Origin of the sequence: Corynebacterium durum (genome assembly GCF_030408675.1) — a bacterium.
Taxonomy (GTDB): Bacteria; Actinomycetota; Actinomycetes; order Mycobacteriales; family Mycobacteriaceae; genus Corynebacterium; species Corynebacterium durum.
Genome location: NZ_CP047200.1, coordinates 1,317,957 through 1,336,809 on the forward strand (window position 1 = coordinate 1,317,957; position 18,853 = coordinate 1,336,809).

General features: G+C 56.2%; 15 protein-coding genes. 5 read left to right on the forward strand and 10 right to left on the reverse strand.

Going from position 1 to position 18,853, the window contains the following annotated elements:
- Positions 1–25: 25 nt before the first annotated feature.
- From pgk to secG, 4 genes are all read left to right on the forward strand, one after another.
- Complete coding sequence (pgk, locus tag CDUR_RS06215) at positions 26–1,240, forward strand: phosphoglycerate kinase (protein WP_006063319.1); 1,215 nt, start codon at positions 26–28, stop codon at positions 1,238–1,240.
- Positions 1,241–1,344: 104 nt separating this feature from the next.
- Positions 1,345–2,127: a triose-phosphate isomerase gene (gene tpiA / locus CDUR_RS06220; RefSeq protein WP_179417543.1), complete on the forward strand. Its 783-nt coding sequence runs from the start codon at positions 1,345–1,347 to the stop codon at positions 2,125–2,127.
- A gap of 105 nt (positions 2,128–2,232) precedes the next feature.
- Positions 2,233–4,992, forward strand: a complete 2,760-nt coding sequence (ppc, locus tag CDUR_RS06225; protein ID WP_179417544.1) for a phosphoenolpyruvate carboxylase — start codon at positions 2,233–2,235, stop codon at positions 4,990–4,992.
- Between the two features lie 85 nt (positions 4,993–5,077).
- Complete coding sequence (gene secG, locus CDUR_RS06230) at positions 5,078–5,314, forward strand: preprotein translocase subunit SecG (protein WP_006063322.1); 237 nt, start codon at positions 5,078–5,080, stop codon at positions 5,312–5,314.
- A 70-nt stretch (positions 5,315–5,384) separates the two neighbouring features.
- Here secG and pgl read toward each other — a convergent pair whose 3' ends face one another.
- From pgl to tkt, 5 genes are read right to left on the reverse strand one after another with little or no spacing between them, the layout of a single operon-like run.
- Positions 5,385–6,137, reverse strand: coding sequence for a 6-phosphogluconolactonase (gene pgl, locus CDUR_RS06235; RefSeq protein ID WP_179417545.1), 753 nt, complete (start codon positions 6,135–6,137; stop codon positions 5,385–5,387).
- Positions 6,138–6,169: 32 nt separating this feature from the next.
- Positions 6,170–7,135 (reverse strand): glucose-6-phosphate dehydrogenase assembly protein OpcA, encoded by a 966-nt coding sequence (locus CDUR_RS06240; RefSeq protein ID WP_179417546.1) that lies wholly within the window; start codon positions 7,133–7,135, stop codon positions 6,170–6,172.
- Positions 7,136–7,175: 40 nt separating this feature from the next.
- Positions 7,176–8,732 carry a glucose-6-phosphate dehydrogenase gene (gene zwf, locus CDUR_RS06245; protein ID WP_179417547.1) on the reverse strand — a complete coding sequence of 519 codons (1,557 nt, stop codon included), beginning with the start codon at positions 8,730–8,732 and terminating at the stop codon, positions 7,176–7,178.
- A 48-nt stretch (positions 8,733–8,780) separates the two neighbouring features.
- Positions 8,781–9,860 carry a transaldolase gene (tal, locus tag CDUR_RS06250; protein ID WP_179417548.1) on the reverse strand — a complete coding sequence of 360 codons (1,080 nt, stop codon included), beginning with the start codon at positions 9,858–9,860 and terminating at the stop codon, positions 8,781–8,783.
- 15 nt (positions 9,861–9,875) lie between these two features.
- On the reverse strand, positions 9,876–11,969 hold the full coding sequence (tkt, locus tag CDUR_RS06255; RefSeq protein WP_179417549.1) for a transketolase: 2,094 nt from the start codon (positions 11,967–11,969) through the stop codon (positions 9,876–9,878).
- Between the two features lie 357 nt (positions 11,970–12,326).
- Here tkt and CDUR_RS06260 point away from each other — a divergent pair, with 357 nt between their 5' ends.
- On the forward strand, positions 12,327–13,259 hold the full coding sequence (locus tag CDUR_RS06260; protein WP_006063328.1) for a heme o synthase: 933 nt from the start codon (positions 12,327–12,329) through the stop codon (positions 13,257–13,259).
- Here CDUR_RS06260 and CDUR_RS06265 read toward each other — a convergent pair.
- Genes CDUR_RS06265 through mptB form a run of 5 tightly spaced genes read right to left on the reverse strand, consistent with a single transcriptional unit; the run spans position 13,256 to position 18,775 of the window.
- On the reverse strand, positions 13,256–14,218 hold the full coding sequence (locus tag CDUR_RS06265; RefSeq protein ID WP_179417550.1) for a quinone oxidoreductase family protein: 963 nt from the start codon (positions 14,216–14,218) through the stop codon (positions 13,256–13,258). The genes CDUR_RS06260 and CDUR_RS06265 overlap by 4 nt on opposite strands.
- A gap of 5 nt (positions 14,219–14,223) precedes the next feature.
- Positions 14,224–15,159 carry a COX15/CtaA family protein gene (locus CDUR_RS06270; RefSeq protein ID WP_411763064.1) on the reverse strand — a complete coding sequence of 312 codons (936 nt, stop codon included), beginning with the start codon at positions 15,157–15,159 and terminating at the stop codon, positions 14,224–14,226.
- Positions 15,160–15,216: 57 nt separating this feature from the next.
- Positions 15,217–15,984, reverse strand: a complete 768-nt coding sequence (locus tag CDUR_RS06275) for an ABC transporter permease (RefSeq protein ID WP_179417552.1) — start codon at positions 15,982–15,984, stop codon at positions 15,217–15,219.
- 4 nt (positions 15,985–15,988) lie between these two features.
- On the reverse strand, positions 15,989–16,975 hold the full coding sequence (locus CDUR_RS06280; protein WP_290208096.1) for an ABC transporter ATP-binding protein: 987 nt from the start codon (positions 16,973–16,975) through the stop codon (positions 15,989–15,991).
- A gap of 6 nt (positions 16,976–16,981) precedes the next feature.
- Positions 16,982–18,775, reverse strand: coding sequence for a polyprenol phosphomannose-dependent alpha 1,6 mannosyltransferase MptB (mptB, locus tag CDUR_RS06285; RefSeq protein ID WP_290208097.1), 1,794 nt, complete (start codon positions 18,773–18,775; stop codon positions 16,982–16,984).
- Between the last annotated feature and the right edge of the window lie 78 nt (positions 18,776–18,853).

An 18,853-nucleotide genomic window follows, 5' to 3' on the forward strand; every position in this document is an offset into this window, starting at 1 on the left:
CCCACAAAACACACAAGGAGTTGCAATGACCGTTAAAACCCTTCAAGATCTTCTCGCTGAAGGCGTGGAAGGCCGTTATGTTCTCGTCCGCTCTGACTTCAACGTCCCGTTGAATGACAAGCAGGAGATCACTGACTCAGGCCGTATCAAGGCATCACTTCCAACGTTGAAGGCCCTGTCTGAGGCAGGGGCCAAAGTCATCGTTATGGCCCACCTTGGCCGTCCTAAAGGGGAACCGAACCCCAAGTACTCCCTCGCTCCTGTAGCCGCAGCATTGTCCGACGAACTGGGACAATATGTTGCTTTGGCCAGCGATGTGGTGGGGGAAGACGCCCATGAGCGCGCCAATGGTCTGACAGACGGCGATGTCCTTTTGGTGGAGAACGTACGTTTTGATCCCCGCGAAACCTCAAAGGATGAGGCAGAACGTGGTGAGTTCGCCGATCAGCTGGTTGCCCTGACCGCTGAAGGCGGAGCATTCGTCTCCGACGGATTCGGCGTGGTTCACCGCGCACAGGCTTCTGTCTACGATGTTGCTAAGCGTCTTCCACACTATGCCGGCGGCCTGGTGGAGAAGGAAATTGACGTCCTGAAGAAGGTCGCGGAAGATCCGGCCAAGCCCTACGTTGTTGTGTTGGGCGGCTCCAAGGTCTCTGACAAGCTGGGCGTTATTGAAGCACTAGCACCGAAGACTGATGCACTGATTATTGGTGGGGGCATGTGCTACACCTTCCTGGCTGCTCAGGGTGTGAATGTTCAGAAGTCGCTGCTGCAGGAAGAGATGATCGATACCTGCAAGAGCCTGCTTGAGCGCTACGGTGACAAGATTGTCCTGCCAGTTGACCTCGTAGCTGCTACGGAGTTTGCTGCTGACGCAGAAAAGAAGATCGTTCCAGTCAACGAAATCCCCGAAGGCTGGATGAGCTTGGACGTTGGACCCGAAACCGTTAAAAAGTTTGCGGGTATCCTGGCCAGCGCGAAGACCGTTTTCTGGAACGGCCCGATGGGTGTGTTCGAGTTTGAAGCATTCTCCGACGGTACCCGTGGTGTTGCTCAGGCCATTATTGACTCCACCAAGAACGGTTGCTTCTCTGTGGTCGGTGGTGGCGATTCCGCAGCATCGGTTCGTCTGCTCGGCCTTGACGAAGACGGATTCTCGCACATCTCCACGGGTGGCGGTGCTTCCCTCGAATACCTCGAAGGCAAGGAACTGCCTGGTGTTGCTGTCCTGAATGACTAAGCCCACCGCAACTTTTGTTTCCCTCATGTAGTTCGGCGGCGTCGATACGCGTTGATGATGCCGCCGTGCACACCCTTGTTCGACACTGGAAAGGTCGTTGACTTATGGCACGCAAGCCACTTATCGCAGGTAACTGGAAGATGAACCTGAACCACCTAGAAGCAGTCGCCACTGTGCAGAAGCTTGCTTTCGCACTGCCGAAGGAATACTACGAGAAGGTAGACGTTGCAGTCACCGTCCCGTTCACTGATATCCGCTCTGTGCAGACCGTTGTTGAGGGTGACAAACTCAGCATCACCTACGGCGCCCAGGACGTTTCCCAGCATGAATCCGGTGCGTACACGGGCGAAGTGTCGGCGGAAATGCTCGCCAAACTGGGTTGTGCTTGGGTGGTTGTGGGGCACTCGGAGCGTCGTGAGTACCATGGCGAAACCGATGGGCAGGTTGCAGCCAAAGCTAAGGCAGCCCTTGGCCAAGGGGTTAGCCCGATCGTCTGTGTTGGCGAGCCGCTGGACATCCGCGAGGCAGGTACCCACGTGCAGTATGTCGTCGATCAGACCAAGGCATCCCTCGCTGGATTGGATAAAGGCCAACTGTCCAAGACCGTGATCGCGTACGAACCGGTGTGGGCGATTGGCACTGGTAAGGTCGCTTCTGCCGCTGATGCTCAGGAAGTGTGCGCAGCAATTCGAAATACCATCAAGGAACTCGCAGGTGACGACGTCGCGGCAGGTATCCGTATCCTGTACGGTGGCTCGGTGAAAGCCGATTCAGTGGCCGAAATCGTCGGTCAGCCTGATGTTGATGGTGGACTTGTTGGCGGCGCATCGCTTGACGGTGAGGCCTTTGCCAAGTTGTGTGCCAACGCCGCTGGCGGCCCCTTCTAAAACTTACCTTAATTGTCCAAAATGCCCACTGCATCCGTGGCAGCGTATCGCAGACGCCGGAAGCCGAGGGCATTTTTTCAGCCCGAATTCACAAAGGACTTCCCCGTGACCGAACAACTTCGCGAAGATATTCGACACCTTGGTCGTATCCTTGGTGAAGTCATCGAAGAGCAAGAAGGATCAGAAACCTACGACCTGGTTGAGCAATGCCGAAAGCTCGCATTCGACCTAGACAGTGACACTCATGATTTTTCAGGCTTCGTTGAACTTTTCCGCAACATTGAACCCGCAAAAACTATTCCTATCATTCGGGCTTTCAGCCACTTTGCGTTACTTGCTAACCTGGCGGAAGATCTCAATGACGAGGCGGAACTTGAAGCCAGGCTTGATGCCGGGGAGCCGCCTATGGATTCGACTTTGGACGCCACCTGGAGCAAACTCACAGAGGCGCACATAGAAGCCGCCGATATTGCTGAGGTATTGGACCGTGCACAGGTCGCCCCAGTTCTGACTGCGCACCCCACAGAAACGCGGCGTCGTACCGTGTTTGATGCGCAAAAGCACATTACTGAACTGATGTACCGCAGGCACGATATTCTTTCTCGGCCTGAGAATGCGCGCACCCAGGCGAAACTCGCCGATATTGACCGTGATATTCGGCGCCGGATCACTACACTGTGGCAAACGGCGTTGATTCGCGTTAATCGCCCGCGCATTGAGGATGAGGTTGAAGTGGGATTGAGGTACTACAATCTCAGCCTGTTAGAGCAAATACCCGCCATTAACTATGACGTGATCCATGAACTTCGTTCACGTTTCGGAGCTGACATTCCCGACGTCGCCGTGATTAAACCGGGTTCCTGGATCGGGGGCGACCATGACGGGAACCCCTATGTCACGGCCGAAACCTTGCGATACGCCACCACTCGCGCTGCCGAAGTCGTGTTGAAATACTACGCGCGCCAGCTGCATGCCTTGGAACACGAACTGAGTTTGTCGGACCGGCATTCTGAGGTGACCGTTGAGCTGGTGGAACTCGCCTCCAAGGGACATAACGATGTGCCAAGTCGCGCGGACGAACCATATCGACGCGCTGTTCACGGTATTCGCGGCCGCATCATGGCAACAATGGCTCAGCTCATAGGGCCTAACTCGGTGGAGGGAACATGGTTTAAGGTACATGAACCCTACAAGTCGCCAGAGGATTTCACGGCCGACCTCAATGTGATCGACGCTTCCTTGCGCGTCGCCAATGACCAGCTCATTGCCGACGATCGCCTCGCGCGAATCCGTGCCGCCGCAGCAAGCTTTGGTTTCCATCTTTATTCCATGGACCTGCGACAGAATTCCGACTCATACGAAGAAATACTCACAGAAGTATTCGCTGTAGCACACATCTGTGATGACTACTCGGCGCTCAGTGAAGAACAAAAACGCGAACTATTGCTCGCAGAACTTGCATCGCCACGACCCATTATTCCGGCACGGGGCTGTAATTTCTCCGAGGCTACGCAGCGTGAACTAGACATCATTGCTGAGGCCGCGCGGGCCATTGACCGCTTCGGGCATCGTATGATTCCACACAGCATTATTTCTATGGCGACGTCGGTGAGCGATATTCTGGAGCCCATGATTTTGCTGAAGGAATTCGGCATTATCCAAGCGGATGGTGATCATCCGCACGGCACTGTTGATATTATTCCGCTGTTTGAAACGATAGAAGATCTAGAAGCGGGGGAGTCGATCCTTCGTGATTTGTGGAATGTGCCTCTGTATCGTCATTACCTTGCGCAACGTGGTAATGTTCAGGAAGTCATGTTGGGGTATTCCGATTCCAATAAGGATGGTGGATATTTCGCTGCAAACTGGGCTTTGTACGATGCGGAACTTAATATTGTTCAGGCGTGCAAAGACAACGGCGTGAACCTGCGTTTGTTCCATGGTCGCGGTGGAACAGTTGGTCGTGGTGGCGGCCCTTCCTACGATGCGATCCTCGCGCAGCCTCAGGGCGCTGTCCAGGGGTCGGTGCGCATCACCGAACAAGGCGAGATTATTTCTGCCAAATACGGTCACCCATCCGCAGCTCGCCGTAATCTTGAAGCGTTGGTGTCGGCGACACTGGAGGCATCGCTTCTCGACGTCGACGAACTCACCGACCGCACGCGTGCTTACGCGATCATGCGCGATATTTCACGATTGAGCCAAGAAAAGTACGCGTCACTGATGCACAACGACCCCGGCTTTATCGAGTATTTCACCACCTCAACTCCCTTGCAGGAGATCGGTGCACTCAACATTGGGTCGCGGCCGTCGGCCAGGAAGCAAACTACTTCAATTTCCGACCTTCGGGCTATTCCGTGGGTGCTGGCGTGGTCACAATCTCGTGTGATGCTGCCCGGATGGTTTGGCGTGGGCACCGCGTTGAAGCAGTGGATCGGTGATAGCGAGGATAGCGAGGAACGCCTGGAAGAACTCCGCGAACTGAGCCGTACATGGCCATTTTTCGCGTCAATCCTTGACAACATGGCCCAGGTGATGAGTAAAGCGGACATGCAGTTGACCAAGCTGTATTCCACGTTGGTCGGCGACAAGGAGATAGCGGATCGCGTTTATAACGCCATCGCTGAGGAGTACACTCTAACACTGGAAATGTTCTTGAAAGTCACAGAGCAGGAGCATTTACTGGCGGAAAACCCCGCGCTGGAGCGATCGGTACGCAGTCGATTCCCCTATTTGGTGCCATTGAATATTATTCAGCTGGAATTGCTGCGCCGCTATCGTGCCGGTGATGAGCGGGAAGTGGTATCTAATGGTATTCGCTTGACAATGAATGGCTTGGCCACTGCACTGCGCAACTCGGGTTAGTGGTAATTCGGGTTCGCGGCCTTCATGTATACTGGCCGGTGGTGCCGCGCAGGCCGCGCAGGCATTTTAGACGTAAAGGATTTACATGGCTCTCACACTCCAGATCATTCTCGTTCTGTCCTGCCTGGTATTGACGATGTTCGTCCTACTCCACAAGGGCAAAGGCGGCGGTTTGTCCAGCCTGTTCGGTGGTGGTGTGCAGTCCAACCTGTCCGGTTCTACCGTGGTGGAAAAAAACCTTAACCGCGTCACCATCCTCACGGCGATTGTGTGGTTGGTGTGCATCATCGGATTGAACCTGATCCAGGCATACGCTTCGTAGTAGCACTACAGCACGAAGGGGCCGACCGGGTGTTTTTCACCTTTGTGTCGGCCCCTTAGCTTTTGCGCTTTTATGCACCTGCCCTTGCAGCGTCGTCAGCAAGGAATACCAGAGTTTCTTTCCGACCGTGGGCACCAGCGGCAGGCCAGTCTTCAGCGGGCGATTCAGCGATCACGTGTGCTGCGGCTTCAGCTTTCGCTGCTCCATCAATGAGCAACCATACGTGATCCGCCTGTGCCACTGCGGGGAGTGTCAGCGTTCCACGTTCAGCAGGTGGCTTCGGGGAGTCGGTGACCGCGAGGACAAGGCGTTCGGTTTCGCGCACAGCATCAGTATGGGGAAACAGGGAGTTCATGTGCCCTTCATGACCCATGCCTAGCAGGTGGAGGTCAAAACCTTTTGGGGCATACTGGGCGAGAACACCTTCGTAGGCGGTAACCCCGTCCTCCAGCGACAGCTCACCGAAACGCCACCCATGAATGTTATCCTCTGGAATGCCCACGTGGTCCAGCAGCGCTTCCCGGGCTTGGCCTTCGTTGGATTCTGGATCGTTGACGGCAACGTTGCGTTCGTCGCCGAAGAAGACGTGCACCCGGTTCCAGTCCACCACCGGAGTGGGAAAAGAATCGCTTTGGGCGAGAGCGGATTGGTGGAGTGCCAGAATATCCCTCAGCGTCCCGATACCTGCGCCACCGCCGGTCAGCACAATACGTGCGTAACCATCGCCGCGTCCTTGGGCGTCAATGATGAGATTCCACGTGCGAAGTGCCGCTTCGCGGGTGAGTTCCGCACGGTCAGCTACGGGAACAACAGTGGTGGGCACAGGTGACCGCCTTTCTTCAGTGTGTAGGATTCTTACTGCGCAACCGCATCAATATACTGCACGCGAGACAACCCACGAAGGGCTTTAGCGTAGCTACGGTCTGGGTCAAGGTGGCGTAATTCCTCGGCAAGGCAATCAGACCGGCTACGACGGTTCAATGCCACAAGTGCAGGTTCACGACCAGGAACCCGGACACGCAGGGTGTGTGCATCAAGAATGTCAATGGTGATGGTCGATGATTCCCGCGTGATGTCAATTTGGGTGACTTCAATGCATGGTTCGCCAGCCTCATCGACAGGGATTGTCGTCGTGTCGGTGGTTTCGCGGGTGATGGTTGTCCCTAGACGGTCGGCGAGCCACCCAGCAGCCAAGTCAACGCTGGGGCTGAGTGCCGGGCCAGTAACGCGGGCGTCGATAATCTCCTGGTGAGGTGGTTCATCAATGACGGAGGAGACGATGCCTCGCCATTGAGTGATGCGGGCCCATGACATATCGGAATCGCCGGGTGTGTAGTGGTCGCGGCGCAGGTAGATTGAATCTGGCGGCGGATCATGGAGTGCGTCGGTGATGCGACGTTGCGCGATGTGGCCGATTGGGTCTTGTGCTGGGTTGACGGGTGCTTTCGATGGCCACCACGCCACGATGGGGGTGTCGGGAAGCAACAGGGGAGTGACCACAGCCTCCATGTGCTTAGCCACCTCGCCATGTAACGCCATCAATATAATTTCGGATGCTCCAGCATCGCCGCCGAAGCGAATCTCCGCGTCGACGCGAGGCTCACCCTGAGGGTCACCGGCAACCATGATGAGCACGCGAGATGGGTGTTCACGGGAGGCATCATGGGTTGCTTTGATGATGGACTCAAGGTCGTCGTCTTCAGAGGCTACGACAATGAGGGTGAGCACACGCCCCGTGGTGACCTGCCCGCCGGAATCACGAACGCTCACAAGCTGCTTAGCGATCTCCCGGGTATTAGTGTCAGAGAGCTTAATGATCATAGTGACCTTTCGTATCTGTCAACTCTGTCAACAGTGTTAACTAGGGGCGTCGCCACGTACGGCCCTGGCGGCCCAGCATCTTGTCGGCACTGGCCGGACCCCAGGTACCCGCCTCGTAATCATCAGGGCGGCCATGGTCAGCCCAGTACTCCAGGATCGGGTCGAGAATCTTCCAGCTGAGCTCAACCTCTTCGTTGGTGGGGAACAGACTGGATTCCCCAAGTAACACGTCCAGAATGAGGCGTTCGTACGCTTCGGGTGATTCCTCGGTAAAAGCCTCAGAGTAGGAAAAGTCCATGTTGACATCGCGAACTTCCATGGTGGAACCAGGGACCTTCGAACCAAAACGCATGAGGACACCTTCGTCCGGCTGTACCCGAATAACCACAGCATTTTGCCCCAGCTCGGAAGCAACCGCGTCACCAAAAGGTTGGTGCGGGGCTCGTTTAAACACCAAGGCAATTTCCGTGACACGACGCCCAAGGCGTTTACCAGTGCGCAGGTAGAACGGCACTCCAGCCCAGCGGCGGGTGTTTACCTCCAGGGTGCACGCCGCGTACGTTTCGGTGTTGGATTCTGCATCGAAGCCCTCTTCCTCCCGCAGACCCTTGACGTATTCGCTCCCTTGCCAACCGGCGGTGTACTGCCCGCGAGCGGTGGTTTTAGAGAGGGGATACACCGGCGTAGTGGAACGCAACACCTTGACTTTTTCGGTCTGCAGCTCTTGCGGGTTGAAGGACACGGGTTCCTCCATAGCCACCAATGCCAGCAGTTGCAGCAGGTGGTTTTGGATCACGTCACGCGCAGCACCGATGCCATCGTAGTAGCCTGCCCGGCCGCCCAGGCCAATATCTTCTGACATGGTGATTTGGACGTGGTCAATGTAGTGCGCATTCCATAGTGGGTCAAACAGCTGGTTAGCAAAGCGCAGCGCCATGATGTTTTGCACTGTTTCTTTGCCCAGGTAGTGGTCAATACGGAACACAGCATCTTCTGGGAAGACCGAGTTGACCAGGCGGTTGAGTTCATGGGCTGAGTCGAGATCATGCCCAAAGGGTTTCTCAATGATCACGCGTCGCCAACTTCCCGGCCCAGGCTGTGCCATGCCGGAACGCTGCAGCTGGTGACACACATCGGCGAAGTAGTCCGGTGGAACCGACAAGTAGAAAGCCCAGTTTCCGCTGGTGCCGCGTTCCCTATCTAGGGATGTGAGAGTGTTTTCTAGCTGGTCAAACGCGGCATCATCGTCGAAGTTGCCGGTGACAAAGTGCATGCCCTCGGCCAAGCGCTTCCACACGTTTTCCCGAAACTCGGTTCGGGCACCAGCTTTGACGGCCTTGCAGACGTAGTCTTCAAAATCCTGCTTCGACCAGTCACGACGACCATAACCCACCAGGGCAAACCCTGCGGGCAGGAGGCCGCGATTGGCTAGGTCGTAGATAGCTGGTAACAGTTTTTTGCGTGCAAGATCACCGGTGACTCCGAAAATCACCATGCCCGACGGTCCGGCGATGCGGGGGAGTCGCTTGTCTTGGCCATCCCGAAGGGGATTGTGCCACTCTGCGTCGACGGGTGTGCCTGCGGGTGAGTTACTCACGAGAAAACTTCTTAGCCTTTCCGATGGGACAACGTGGGTTGGTGCGTATCAAGCCAGACGAGCATTCAAGGAATCAAGCAGCTCGGTCCAACTATCCACGAACTTTTCGACGCCCTCGCGCTCCAACACCTCAAACACGTCATCGAAGTCAATGCCGAGGGCTGTAAGCTGCGACCACTGTTTATCGGCAGCGGCGGGATCATTCAAGGTATTACCATGCAGGTTGCCTAGTTCCAACACGGCATCAATGGTGCCTTCCGGCATGGTGTTGACGGTATGCGGTCCGGCAAGCTCGCTCACGTACAACGTTGCAGGATAATCCGGGTTTTTCACGCCTGTCGACGCCCACAATGGGCGCTGTAGGTTGGCACCTTCAGGTAGCTTCGCGGCATCGAAAAGCTCTTGGAACGCACCATATGCACGTTGTGCATTAGCAACGCCAGCCTTTCCACGAGCGGCGCGTGCCTCGTCGGTTCCTATTGCGTCCAGGCGCTTATCTACCTCAGAGTCCAACCGGGAGACAAAGAACGAGGCAACGGAGTGAATCTTTGACACGTCAAGGCCGTTGTCTGCGGCGCGCTGGATGCCATCAACGTAGGCTGCAACGACCTCGCGGTAACGCTCGACAGAGAAGATCAGCGTGACGTTGACGCTAATGCCTTCGGCTAGCGCGTCAGTGATGGCAGGCAAGGAACCTGGGGTTGCTGGGATTTTGATCATCACGTTGGGGCGGCCGACGCGATTCCACAAGTCACGCGCCTGCTGGAGTGTTGCGGCGGTATCCTCGGAAATGCGGGGGTCAACCTCAATGGACACGCGACCATCAGCACCATTGGTTGCCTCGAAGATGGGGGCGAACAGGTCACAAGCGCGGCGTACATCCTCAATAGCCATGTCGTAGACAGCCGTGTCGGCAGTTGCACCTGCGGCCTTCAACTCAGCAAGCTGCGCGTCATAGGCAGAACCTTGCGACATGGCAGCGGCGAAAATAGCCGGGTTTGTGGTCACTCCAACAATGGACTTGGAGTTGATGATCTCGGCGAGGTTACCGCTGTCTAGGCGGTCGCGGGAGAGGTCATCAAGCCAAGTGGAGGTGCCCAGAGCGGCGAGGTCATCAATGTAGGTCATGGGTTGCAAGCTCCTTTAGCTAGCCAAAGAATCGTGTGCTGCCGCGACGGCGGCATCCGTGGTAATTCCGAACTCGTTGTACAGCTTCTGATAGTCGGCAGACGCGCCGAAATGTTCCAGCGATACTGCGCGACCGCGGGAACCGAGCCAGCGATACCACGGCATAGCAATACCGGCTTCAACGGACACTCGGGCAGTTACCTCCGACGGAAGAACCTTCTCCTGGTACTCCTTGTCTTGCTCCTCAAACCAATCCAGGCAGGGAACCGAAACAACACGTGCAGCAATGCCTTTGGATTCCAGCTGCTGAGCAGCCTCAACGGCAAGTTGTACTTCCGAGCCGGTGGCCATGAGAATCACATCGGGAGTTTCCTTGGAACCTTCTACTAGCACATATGCACCACGGCGAACACCTTCGTCGGCTTTCTCTTTCGTGCCTTCCAACACCGGAACATTTTGGCGGGTCAGCGCCAGACCCTTGGGTCCTTCCTTGTACAGCAACGCGGCTTTCCATGCGGCCGCAGTTTCGTTTGCATCGGCGGGGCGCAACACAGACATGCTGGGAATGGCGCGCAGGGAGGCTAATTGTTCAACTGGCTGGTGAGTGGGGCCGTCTTCGCCTAGGCCAATGGAGTCGTGAGTCCAGACGTAGTAGGCATCGGTGCCCATCAGGGCAGCTAGGCGGACGGCAGGGCGCATGTAATCAGAGAAAATCAAGAATGTGCCGCCGTAGGGGCGTGTGCCGCCGTGCAGAGAAATGCCGTTCATGATGGCACCCATGCCGTGCTCTCGAATGCCAAAGTGTAGGTTACGGCCGTATGGGTTGGTGCTCCAGGTTTCTGTGGTGATGTCCTCGGGGCCGAACGATGGCTCGCCCTTGATCACCGTGTTGTTGGAACCAGCCAGATCTGCTGATCCGCCCCACAGTTCTGGCAGCGTTGCACCCAATGCCTGCAGCGTTGCTTCTGATGCCTTGCGGGTGGCCACGCCCTTGGCATCCGGCTCCCACACGGGCAGATCATCAGCCCAGCCTTCGGGCAGTTCACGGCGGGACAGCCTCTCGAACAGCGCGTTGTGTTCGGGGTTAGCTGCAGCCCATGCGTCAAACTTCTTCTGCCATTCAGCGTGCTTCTCGGTACCACGTTCTGCAGCTTTGCGGGTGTGGTTGATCACATCATCGGCGATGAAGAAATTCACCTCAGGGTCAAATCCCAGCTCGCGTTTGGTGGCAGCAACTTCTTCCTCACCCAGTGCAGCACCGTGAACGGCACCCGTGTTCATCATAGTGGGAGCGGGGTAACCAATGATCGTTCGAACACGAATCAGCGTCGGCTGTGAGGTGTTGGCTTGTGCTTCCTTTACCGCGCGTTCGATGGCGGCAACGTCCTCGCCACCCTCAACCTCAAGGGTCTGCCAACCATACGCTTTGTACCGTGCCACCACATCTTCGGTAAACGCGATTTGGGTGTCTTCTTCGATGGAAATGTGGTTGTCGTCCCAGAACACAATGAGGTTGCCCAGCTGCTGTGTACCAGCCAGGGAACATGCCTCTGAGGTGACACCTTCTTCAATGTCACCATCTGAGCAAATGACGTAAATGTAGTGATCAAACGGGGACTCTCCCTGAGGAGTATTCGGGTCAAATAAGCCCCGTTCCCGGCGTGACGCCATGGCCATGCCTACCGCCGATGCTAAGCCCTGGCCGAGGGGACCGGTGGTGATTTCCACGCCGTCGGTGTGGCGGTATTCCGGGTGGCCCGGGGTTTTTGCGCCCCAGGTGCGTAGTGACTTGAGATCGTCCATTTCCAGGCCGAATCCGGCTAGGTATAGCTGGATGTACTGGGTAAGGGATGAGTGCCCACAGGAAAGGACAAAACGATCACGACCCGCCCAGTGAGGGTCGTTCGGGTCAACATTCATGATTCGCTGGTAGAGCGTGTAGGCCAAGGGCGCCAGGCTCATGGCCGTTCCGGGGTGGCCCGAGCCGACTTTTTGAACCGCATCAGCAGCGAGGACACGAACGGTATCAACCGCTTGAGTGTCTAGGTCGCTCCAATCCGAGGGGTAGTTGCGGGTGGTTAGTGCCAACAATTCTGGAGACAAGCTCACTATTATGTTCCTCGATTCACAAAATGTGCAGCTTCGTAGAGCCGCCGCGGATACGCATCGCTACATAGCTTAGTGGTTTTTTGAGTCACAGGTTGGTTGTACATGACGTATAGGTCAGATGAAGTTACTCAGCAGTTCTGCGACACCGGCGTGGTGAGGGTGAGGCATGATAGGGGGTGCATTTATGGCATTAGGCTGTGCACGGGATACCATGGTTCGGTCATGCTGCCCTGATGTATCTTTACTCGTGGATGGAACTTAACTGGGCGTGCATCCGACTATTTTTAGACACGTATGTGTCACGTACTTGGTATCGGCCAGGTGCTTGTTTGAGTGAAAGCTGTTGGAGGACGACCCTTGGAGACAATCAAGGCCTATTTTGCGCTGACAAAGCCGAGGGTTATTGAGCTACTCCTGGTTGCCACCATTCCAGCAATGCTGCAGGCGGACCGCGGTGAAAACCACATTGGTTTGATTCTGTTGACGGTTGTTGGTGGTTGGATGGGTGCTGCTGCGGCCAATACATTTAACATGGTCGCCGATTCTGACATTGACAAGGTGATGAAGCGCACCGAACGTCGGCCCTTGGCTAAGTCGGCCGTGAGTAACCGCAACGCCACTATTTTTGCGTGGACCTTGACGGTGGCGAGTTTCTTGTGGTTGTGGCTGCTGTGTGGCTCGTTAAGCGCAGCGTTGTTTGTCATGGCGACCATTGCCTTTTATATTTTCGTCTACACAAAGTGGCTGAAGCGCCGAACTCCGCAGAATATTGTGTGGGGTGGTGCTGCTGGTTGTATGCCCGTCATTGTGGGGTGGGCTGTGATCACGGATAACATGCCGTCTTATGTTCCGCATCAGTGGTGGCAGGCTATCGTGCTGTTTCTGATTGTGTTCTTCTGGACACCGCCGCACACCTGGGCTTTGGCCATGAAGTACAAGGATGATTATGAGGCCGCAGGTGTGCCCATGATGCCGGTGGTGAGGACCCCGATTCAGGTCACCCGGCAGATCATTGCCTATACCTGGGCGACGGTGATCACGACTCTGCTGCTTCTTCCCGCGACTGGCTGGTTATATGCAATCGTGGCTGCCGCTGCAGGGGCATGGTTCTTGGGCGTCGCCTACAGGCTGCATTCGGGAGTGAAAAAAGGTCTGGAAGTCAAGCCCCTGAGATTGTTTATCCTCTCTAATAACTATTTGGCGCTTGTGTTTGTCGCGCTGTCGGTAGACGCGATGCTGGGGCTGAGCACGCTGGGGGAGCAGTACGGCTGGGTGCCTCAGCTGTTTTAGGAAATCTGCAGCACCACTGAACCCGTCGTGACGCGGGCTTCAAGGTCGCGGTGGGCTGCAGCGGCGTCGGCAAGCGGGTAGACGGCGCCGACGCGTACATTCAGCTCGCCGGACGTCACCGCACGGGTGACGGCTTGCGCACGCATGGCGAATTCACCTTCGCGGGCGGTCCAGGCACCTATCGACGGCCGCGTCAAAAAGATGGAGCCATGCGTGTTCAACACTTGCGGGTCGATGGGGTCTACTGGCCCTGAGGCGGCACCGAAGAGGCACACGGTTCCTCGGGGTCGTACAGCCTCCAGTGATTCGTTGAATGTTGCTTTACCGACGCCGTCGTAGACCACGTCAACACCTACGCCACCGTTTCTACGCCGGACGTCTTCAGCCAGGTTGTCCGAATAGAAAAACACCTCAGTTGCTCCAGCTTCATAGGCCAACGCAACTTTTTCTTCTGAAGAAACGACGCTGTATACCGTTGCGCCTGCCGACGCCGCCATCTGCGTGGCCAGCAAACCGACACCACCTGCCCCGGCCGTAATGAGGCACGAATCGCCTTCTGAAAGGTCATAGACTCCATGGGTGAGGTAGTGTGCAGTAATGCCTTGGAGCAGCATTGAGGCAGCGACGTGTGGTTCTAAGGATTCTGGCACCGCAACCATGCGATCGCGGGGCACGCACACCTGTTCAGCGTAGGAGCCAAACGCATCGCACCATGCCACCACTGTTCCCTCAGCAATCTCGCCCTGTGGGTCGTAGATGACCCGGCCGGTTCCTTCAAATCCAGGAACAAACGGAGTGGGGGAATGGTAGATGCCTTCGCGGAAGTAGACATCAATAAAATTGACGCCCGCAATATCCACCTGAACAACAACCTCGTTGTCCTTGGGAGTTGGGGCGTCAATGTCGGTGTGGGTTAAAACGTCTGGTCCGCCCGTGTGGGTGATGTAGATAGCACGCATGCCTCTCAAGTGTACTGACGCACAAACGCTTGGGCGTAGACCAAACCAGTGAATCCCGTGACCACACCAGATAAAGCGACATGCACGGGAACAGTCCAGCGTGGGATGCCGAAGTTGTACTGAATAATGCCCACAGCAGCCTGGACTACGATCATTGCAATCAGCCACCAGCTGAACTTCAGTGCTCGTGAGGAAGCTTTCACCGTTACCAGCGCCGCAACCAAGCCGACAGTAAGCCCCAGGTAGAGATACATGAAGTGGGCGTGAATGTGGGCCATCTCTGCGATATCCACATTGAGGCGGCCCTCCATGCCCACACCGTCGTCACCCGAGTGAACACCAGCGCCAGTGACCATGGTGCCCGTCATGAGCACAACCGCCAACGCCACAGCAGAACCGACCGCCAAATAGCGCAGTGGGCTGGGAAAACCATGTGTTATTTCGCCATCATCCGGTTCGCTAATCCGCTGATACAAGATCGCACCCAGCCACACGAGCAGCATGGATGGCAAAAAGTGCAGGGCAACCGTCCACCAACGCAACTCCAGGTGCACTGAGATTCCGCCGATCACCGCCTGGAGAATCACCCCAAGACCCTGAATAAAAGCCAACACAACAATCTCGCGGCGGCGCTTAGCAGCGAGCATCATCAGGAACACAATGAGTGCAAGCACGGCCAAAATAACGGCCAGCATACGGTTGCCGAACTCAATGGCTTGATGGATAGCTGGTGCAGCACCAGAGATGGGCACCAGGGAGCCTTGCTGACAATCCGGCCAGGAGGTACACCCCAAGCCTGAACCTGTCACACGAACAATGGAGCCAGTGACCGTAATACCGCCTTGTGCGAACAGCAACAACAGCGCCCAGAAGCGTTGAATACGGACGCCGAAAGAAAAGCGGTCCAGCCAGCTGTTCTTCCCAGTTTCATGCTGATCTATGGGTGTGCTTGTACTCACCCGGTTAAGTGTAGTCTGAGCACACCAGCAGCCTAAAAATTACGAGGTGAACTTGAACAGTCGGGTTGCCGCAGCTGCGCCACCTGCACACCACACCACCAAAATCCCCAGGTTAAGCAGCGGTAGGTGGCCTAAAAACGCTTGCGACATGGCATCAGCAAGCGCAACAGAAGGAACGGCCAACAGCCAGTGGGGGATGGCATCACCGGAGCGAATGAGTGCGTAGCTGGCTGCCGCGACCATGATAAACCACAACAGGTTAGCCAACGCCAGCACAAGCTCGGAGTTAAGAGTTCCGCCCACCAGCAGGCCCAGTGTGGTAAACGCCGCAACGCCTATCACAAAGACAATGGCAGCGAGTCCGAAACCGATGAATGTGGGTCGCCAACCAAGTATGCCTGCAGTGATCCCCAGAATCAGCGCTTGGAAGCAACACACCGCGATGACAGCCACGACTTTGCCGAAGATGATGGTCCATGGCGGCACCCCTGATGCGCCGATGCGTTTGAGTGCGCCGTAGCGCCGGTCGAATGCCACGGAAATGGCCTGACCGGTGAACCCCGCACTCATGATGGATACCCCCAAAGTCAGAGGAAATACCAGGTTAACCGGGTTCTCACTATCCAGTAGTGGGAGAGTGGATAACCCAATGAGCATGCCCAGCGGGATCACAATGCTCAGTAGCTGCTGCTCGCCGTGCCGGAGAAACAGTCGAGATTCGATTGATGCTTGCGACAACACCATGCCCACAGCAGAGGCGCGGCGGGTATCGGGGGTAAATGTTCCAGCGGGGAATGTGTTGTGCATGAAACTAGATCCTCATTTCGCGGCCGGTGATGTCTAGGAACACGTCTTCGAGACTACGGTGGTCAACGCTCAAGTCTTTGATAAGCACGTTTTGCTCCTCCGCAGCACTAGCAATAGCTCGCAGCAACTGCGGTGTGACCGCAGCATCAATGCGATACACCAGCGGCCGATTGACGTGGGTACGCAACGCGGGTGCTGCGCTGACAGCGTTGTTGATCGCGGCGTCGAAAAGCGGCACATCAAGTGCGGAGGCAGTTTCAAAGTTGATACGGCCGCTATCGTAACCCCCTGCAGATGTCAGCTCGGTGGGAGTGCCGGAGGCAACAATGGTGCCCTTATCCATGATGTAGACATGGTTGGCCAGCGCCTCGGCTTCGTCAATGAAGTGAGTGGTCAGCACCACGCTGACACCGTCGTTTCGGAGGGCGCACATAAGATCCCACACCATGTGGCGTGATTGGGCATCCATGCCTGCCGTTGGTTCGTCAAGGAATACCAGCTCGGGGCGACCCACCAAGGCGCAAGCCAGTGATAATCGCTGTTGCTGACCACCGGATAGTCGTCGATAAGAGGTGCGGGAGTGCTTTGACAACCCGACCATATCCAGCAACCACTCAGTGTCCATGGGATTGGCACTGTACGAGGCCACCAAGTTCAACATTTCGCGCACTCGAATACCCGGGTACGCGCCACCGCCTTGAAGCATGATGCCGATACGTCGCCGGACGTCATCAGGCTGGGCCGTTGGGTCTGTGCCAAGAACACGGATGTTGCCAGATGTGGGGTGAATAAAACCCTCACACATTTCAATCGTAGTGGTTTTACCTGCACCGTTCGGGCCCAGCAACGCCACCACGTCGGCCTGTTCGACGCGTAAAGAAATATCGTTAACTGCAACCAGTTGCCCAAACACTTTCGTCACATTGGTGATCTCCAATGCGGGTGCCGTGGACGAATCGTCGGCGCGCGGTGCGGATGAAGCAGTAGTCACGAAAAGCTAGTTTAGGCCAACGATGCCACGTCGGCGCAGTAGGCTCCATCCAACGGCTAGGAGAATAATGAAACTTATGGCTGATGCAAGGTAAATAGACACCACCGTCGCCCCCGGTAACGCCAATCCGCGAGGAAGAACAAAAAAACTCATCAACGAGGAATACGCCACCGCCGAAATCCTAAATGCGGGCCTGTTCGCCCAGGCAGCCAGCGGAAGAATCGCCCACAACATGTACCACGGGTGCACCACAGGAAACAACACCACCAGCACAAACGTGGACACCCCCAACGCGCCTACCGGGTGAATGCGGCCCAAAAACGTGGCAAACAACATGCGAATCATCACAAACCCCGAAATGCTCACACCGACCGCGCGAGTAAGCATGATGGTGGCATCCGTGTGATCGCCCAAACCCAGCAGCATTCCCATAAACCCACCAAGTACACCAATGTCAGTGGTAATGGACATCCAACTGCGAATCGTGGCCGCACCACCCTGACCAGTGACCCACCCCAAATTAATCCCCGATAGCGCAGTCACCGCCGCGACAGTGGCCACAGCAATAGCCACTTGCACCGCGATTGCTACTGCAAGCGCACAAAGAGCGTGTCGATCCGTCAAACTTCGAGCACTATTGAGCACACCGAAGCGGGCGTCGTGGCTCCACCGCAAATACCAGTGCCGCGCCACATACATCCCCAGGAAACCCAGCGCCAGAAAGCCAGTGACCTTGACTAGACCCGCCATAGTGATCAGCACACCGCCCAGGGCAAAAAGACCCCACTTTTTGTACCCGCGGTAAGTAACAATCTGACCAGTCAGACTGTCGTGAGGGACATAACCGTCCAGAGCACGCAAACCCAGCTCCAAACCCACCAACGCACAGCCTAGAAGAATGGCCTCGTTATGAATCCCGCCAATCAAGTGCAAAATACTCAACGGATTCAGGATGGCCAGCCATAACGCAGCTTGCGGGGTGACCTTACAACGACGCGCCAAATTTGTCACAGCCCACGCGGTAGCAACCACGAAAACGATTGAGACGGCGCGATGAGCGTACACGCCCCACACAACACTATCGTTAGTGATCACACTAATCACCGCCGCAATACCCAACGCCACCGGCCCATAGGGCGACGGTGAATGAGCCCAAATAAACGGCACAGACCGCACCAACGGATGCTCAGGCCCCAACACATCAATAGGACCCGCACTATAAGGGTCCAAGCCGTGCGCGGCAATAGACCCTTGAGCGATATAAGAATAAATATCCTGTGTAAAAAGCGGCGCAGATAACGCAATCGGGGTCACCCACGCCGCAAAGGTACGGCGCAGCATCGACATGGGAACCCGCGCCGGGGTATTACGCCGAATAGTTATCGAGGCTCCCACAAACGGTGCCATCAGAACCCACGACAGCACCATAAAACCCACGCCCACCAGCACAACCACTGACGCAGTTTGCATCATCCGCGTCATCAAACTGCCGCCAGGAAAAAACGTGAACGGGTTTTCCAATACTGGTAGGGCGCCCGCGCCCAGCGCCCCAAATGCCAACATCAACGCGCCGAATGTGCCCATGAGGCGGAGCACGATGAACCTGCGCATTTCGTCATGCGTCAACTGGTGGCGCTTGACTTGCTTGCTCTTATCGACGTCCGTCGTGGTTGCCGTGGTGATGCCCGAGGCGGTGTCGTGCAAGTGCGCAGCGCGTGACCCGGCTGTCCCAAGATGAGGTAACTCTTGGACAAACGAGCGCCAAAGCTCCAACACTGGTTGTTTCCTGGGACGTTTCACGCACTCATTGTACGTGGGATGAAGTGCGGTCACGACAACTCCGTAGTACCGCAGATGGTACTGGTGTCCTTGTCATGC

Excerpts from the sequence above, each read along its gene's own strand:
- pgk (WP_006063319.1), top strand. The coding sequence starts at position 26 with ATGACCGTTAAAACCCTTCAAGATCTTCTCGCTGAAGGCGTGGAAGGC.
- CDUR_RS06240 (WP_179417546.1), bottom strand. The coding sequence starts at position 7,135 with ATGATCATTAAGCTCTCTGACACTAATACCCGGGAGATCGCTAAGCAG.
- CDUR_RS06275 (WP_179417552.1), bottom strand. The coding sequence starts at position 15,984 with ATGCACAACACATTCCCCGCTGGAACATTTACCCCCGATACCCGCCGC.
- CDUR_RS06265 (WP_179417550.1), bottom strand. The coding sequence starts at position 14,218 with ATGCGTGCTATCTACATCACCCACACGGGCGGACCAGACGTTTTAACC.
- tpiA (WP_179417543.1), top strand. The coding sequence starts at position 1,345 with ATGGCACGCAAGCCACTTATCGCAGGTAACTGGAAGATGAACCTGAAC.
- secG (WP_006063322.1), top strand. The coding sequence starts at position 5,078 with ATGGCTCTCACACTCCAGATCATTCTCGTTCTGTCCTGCCTGGTATTG.
- tal (WP_179417548.1), bottom strand. The coding sequence starts at position 9,860 with ATGACCTACATTGATGACCTCGCCGCTCTGGGCACCTCCACTTGGCTT.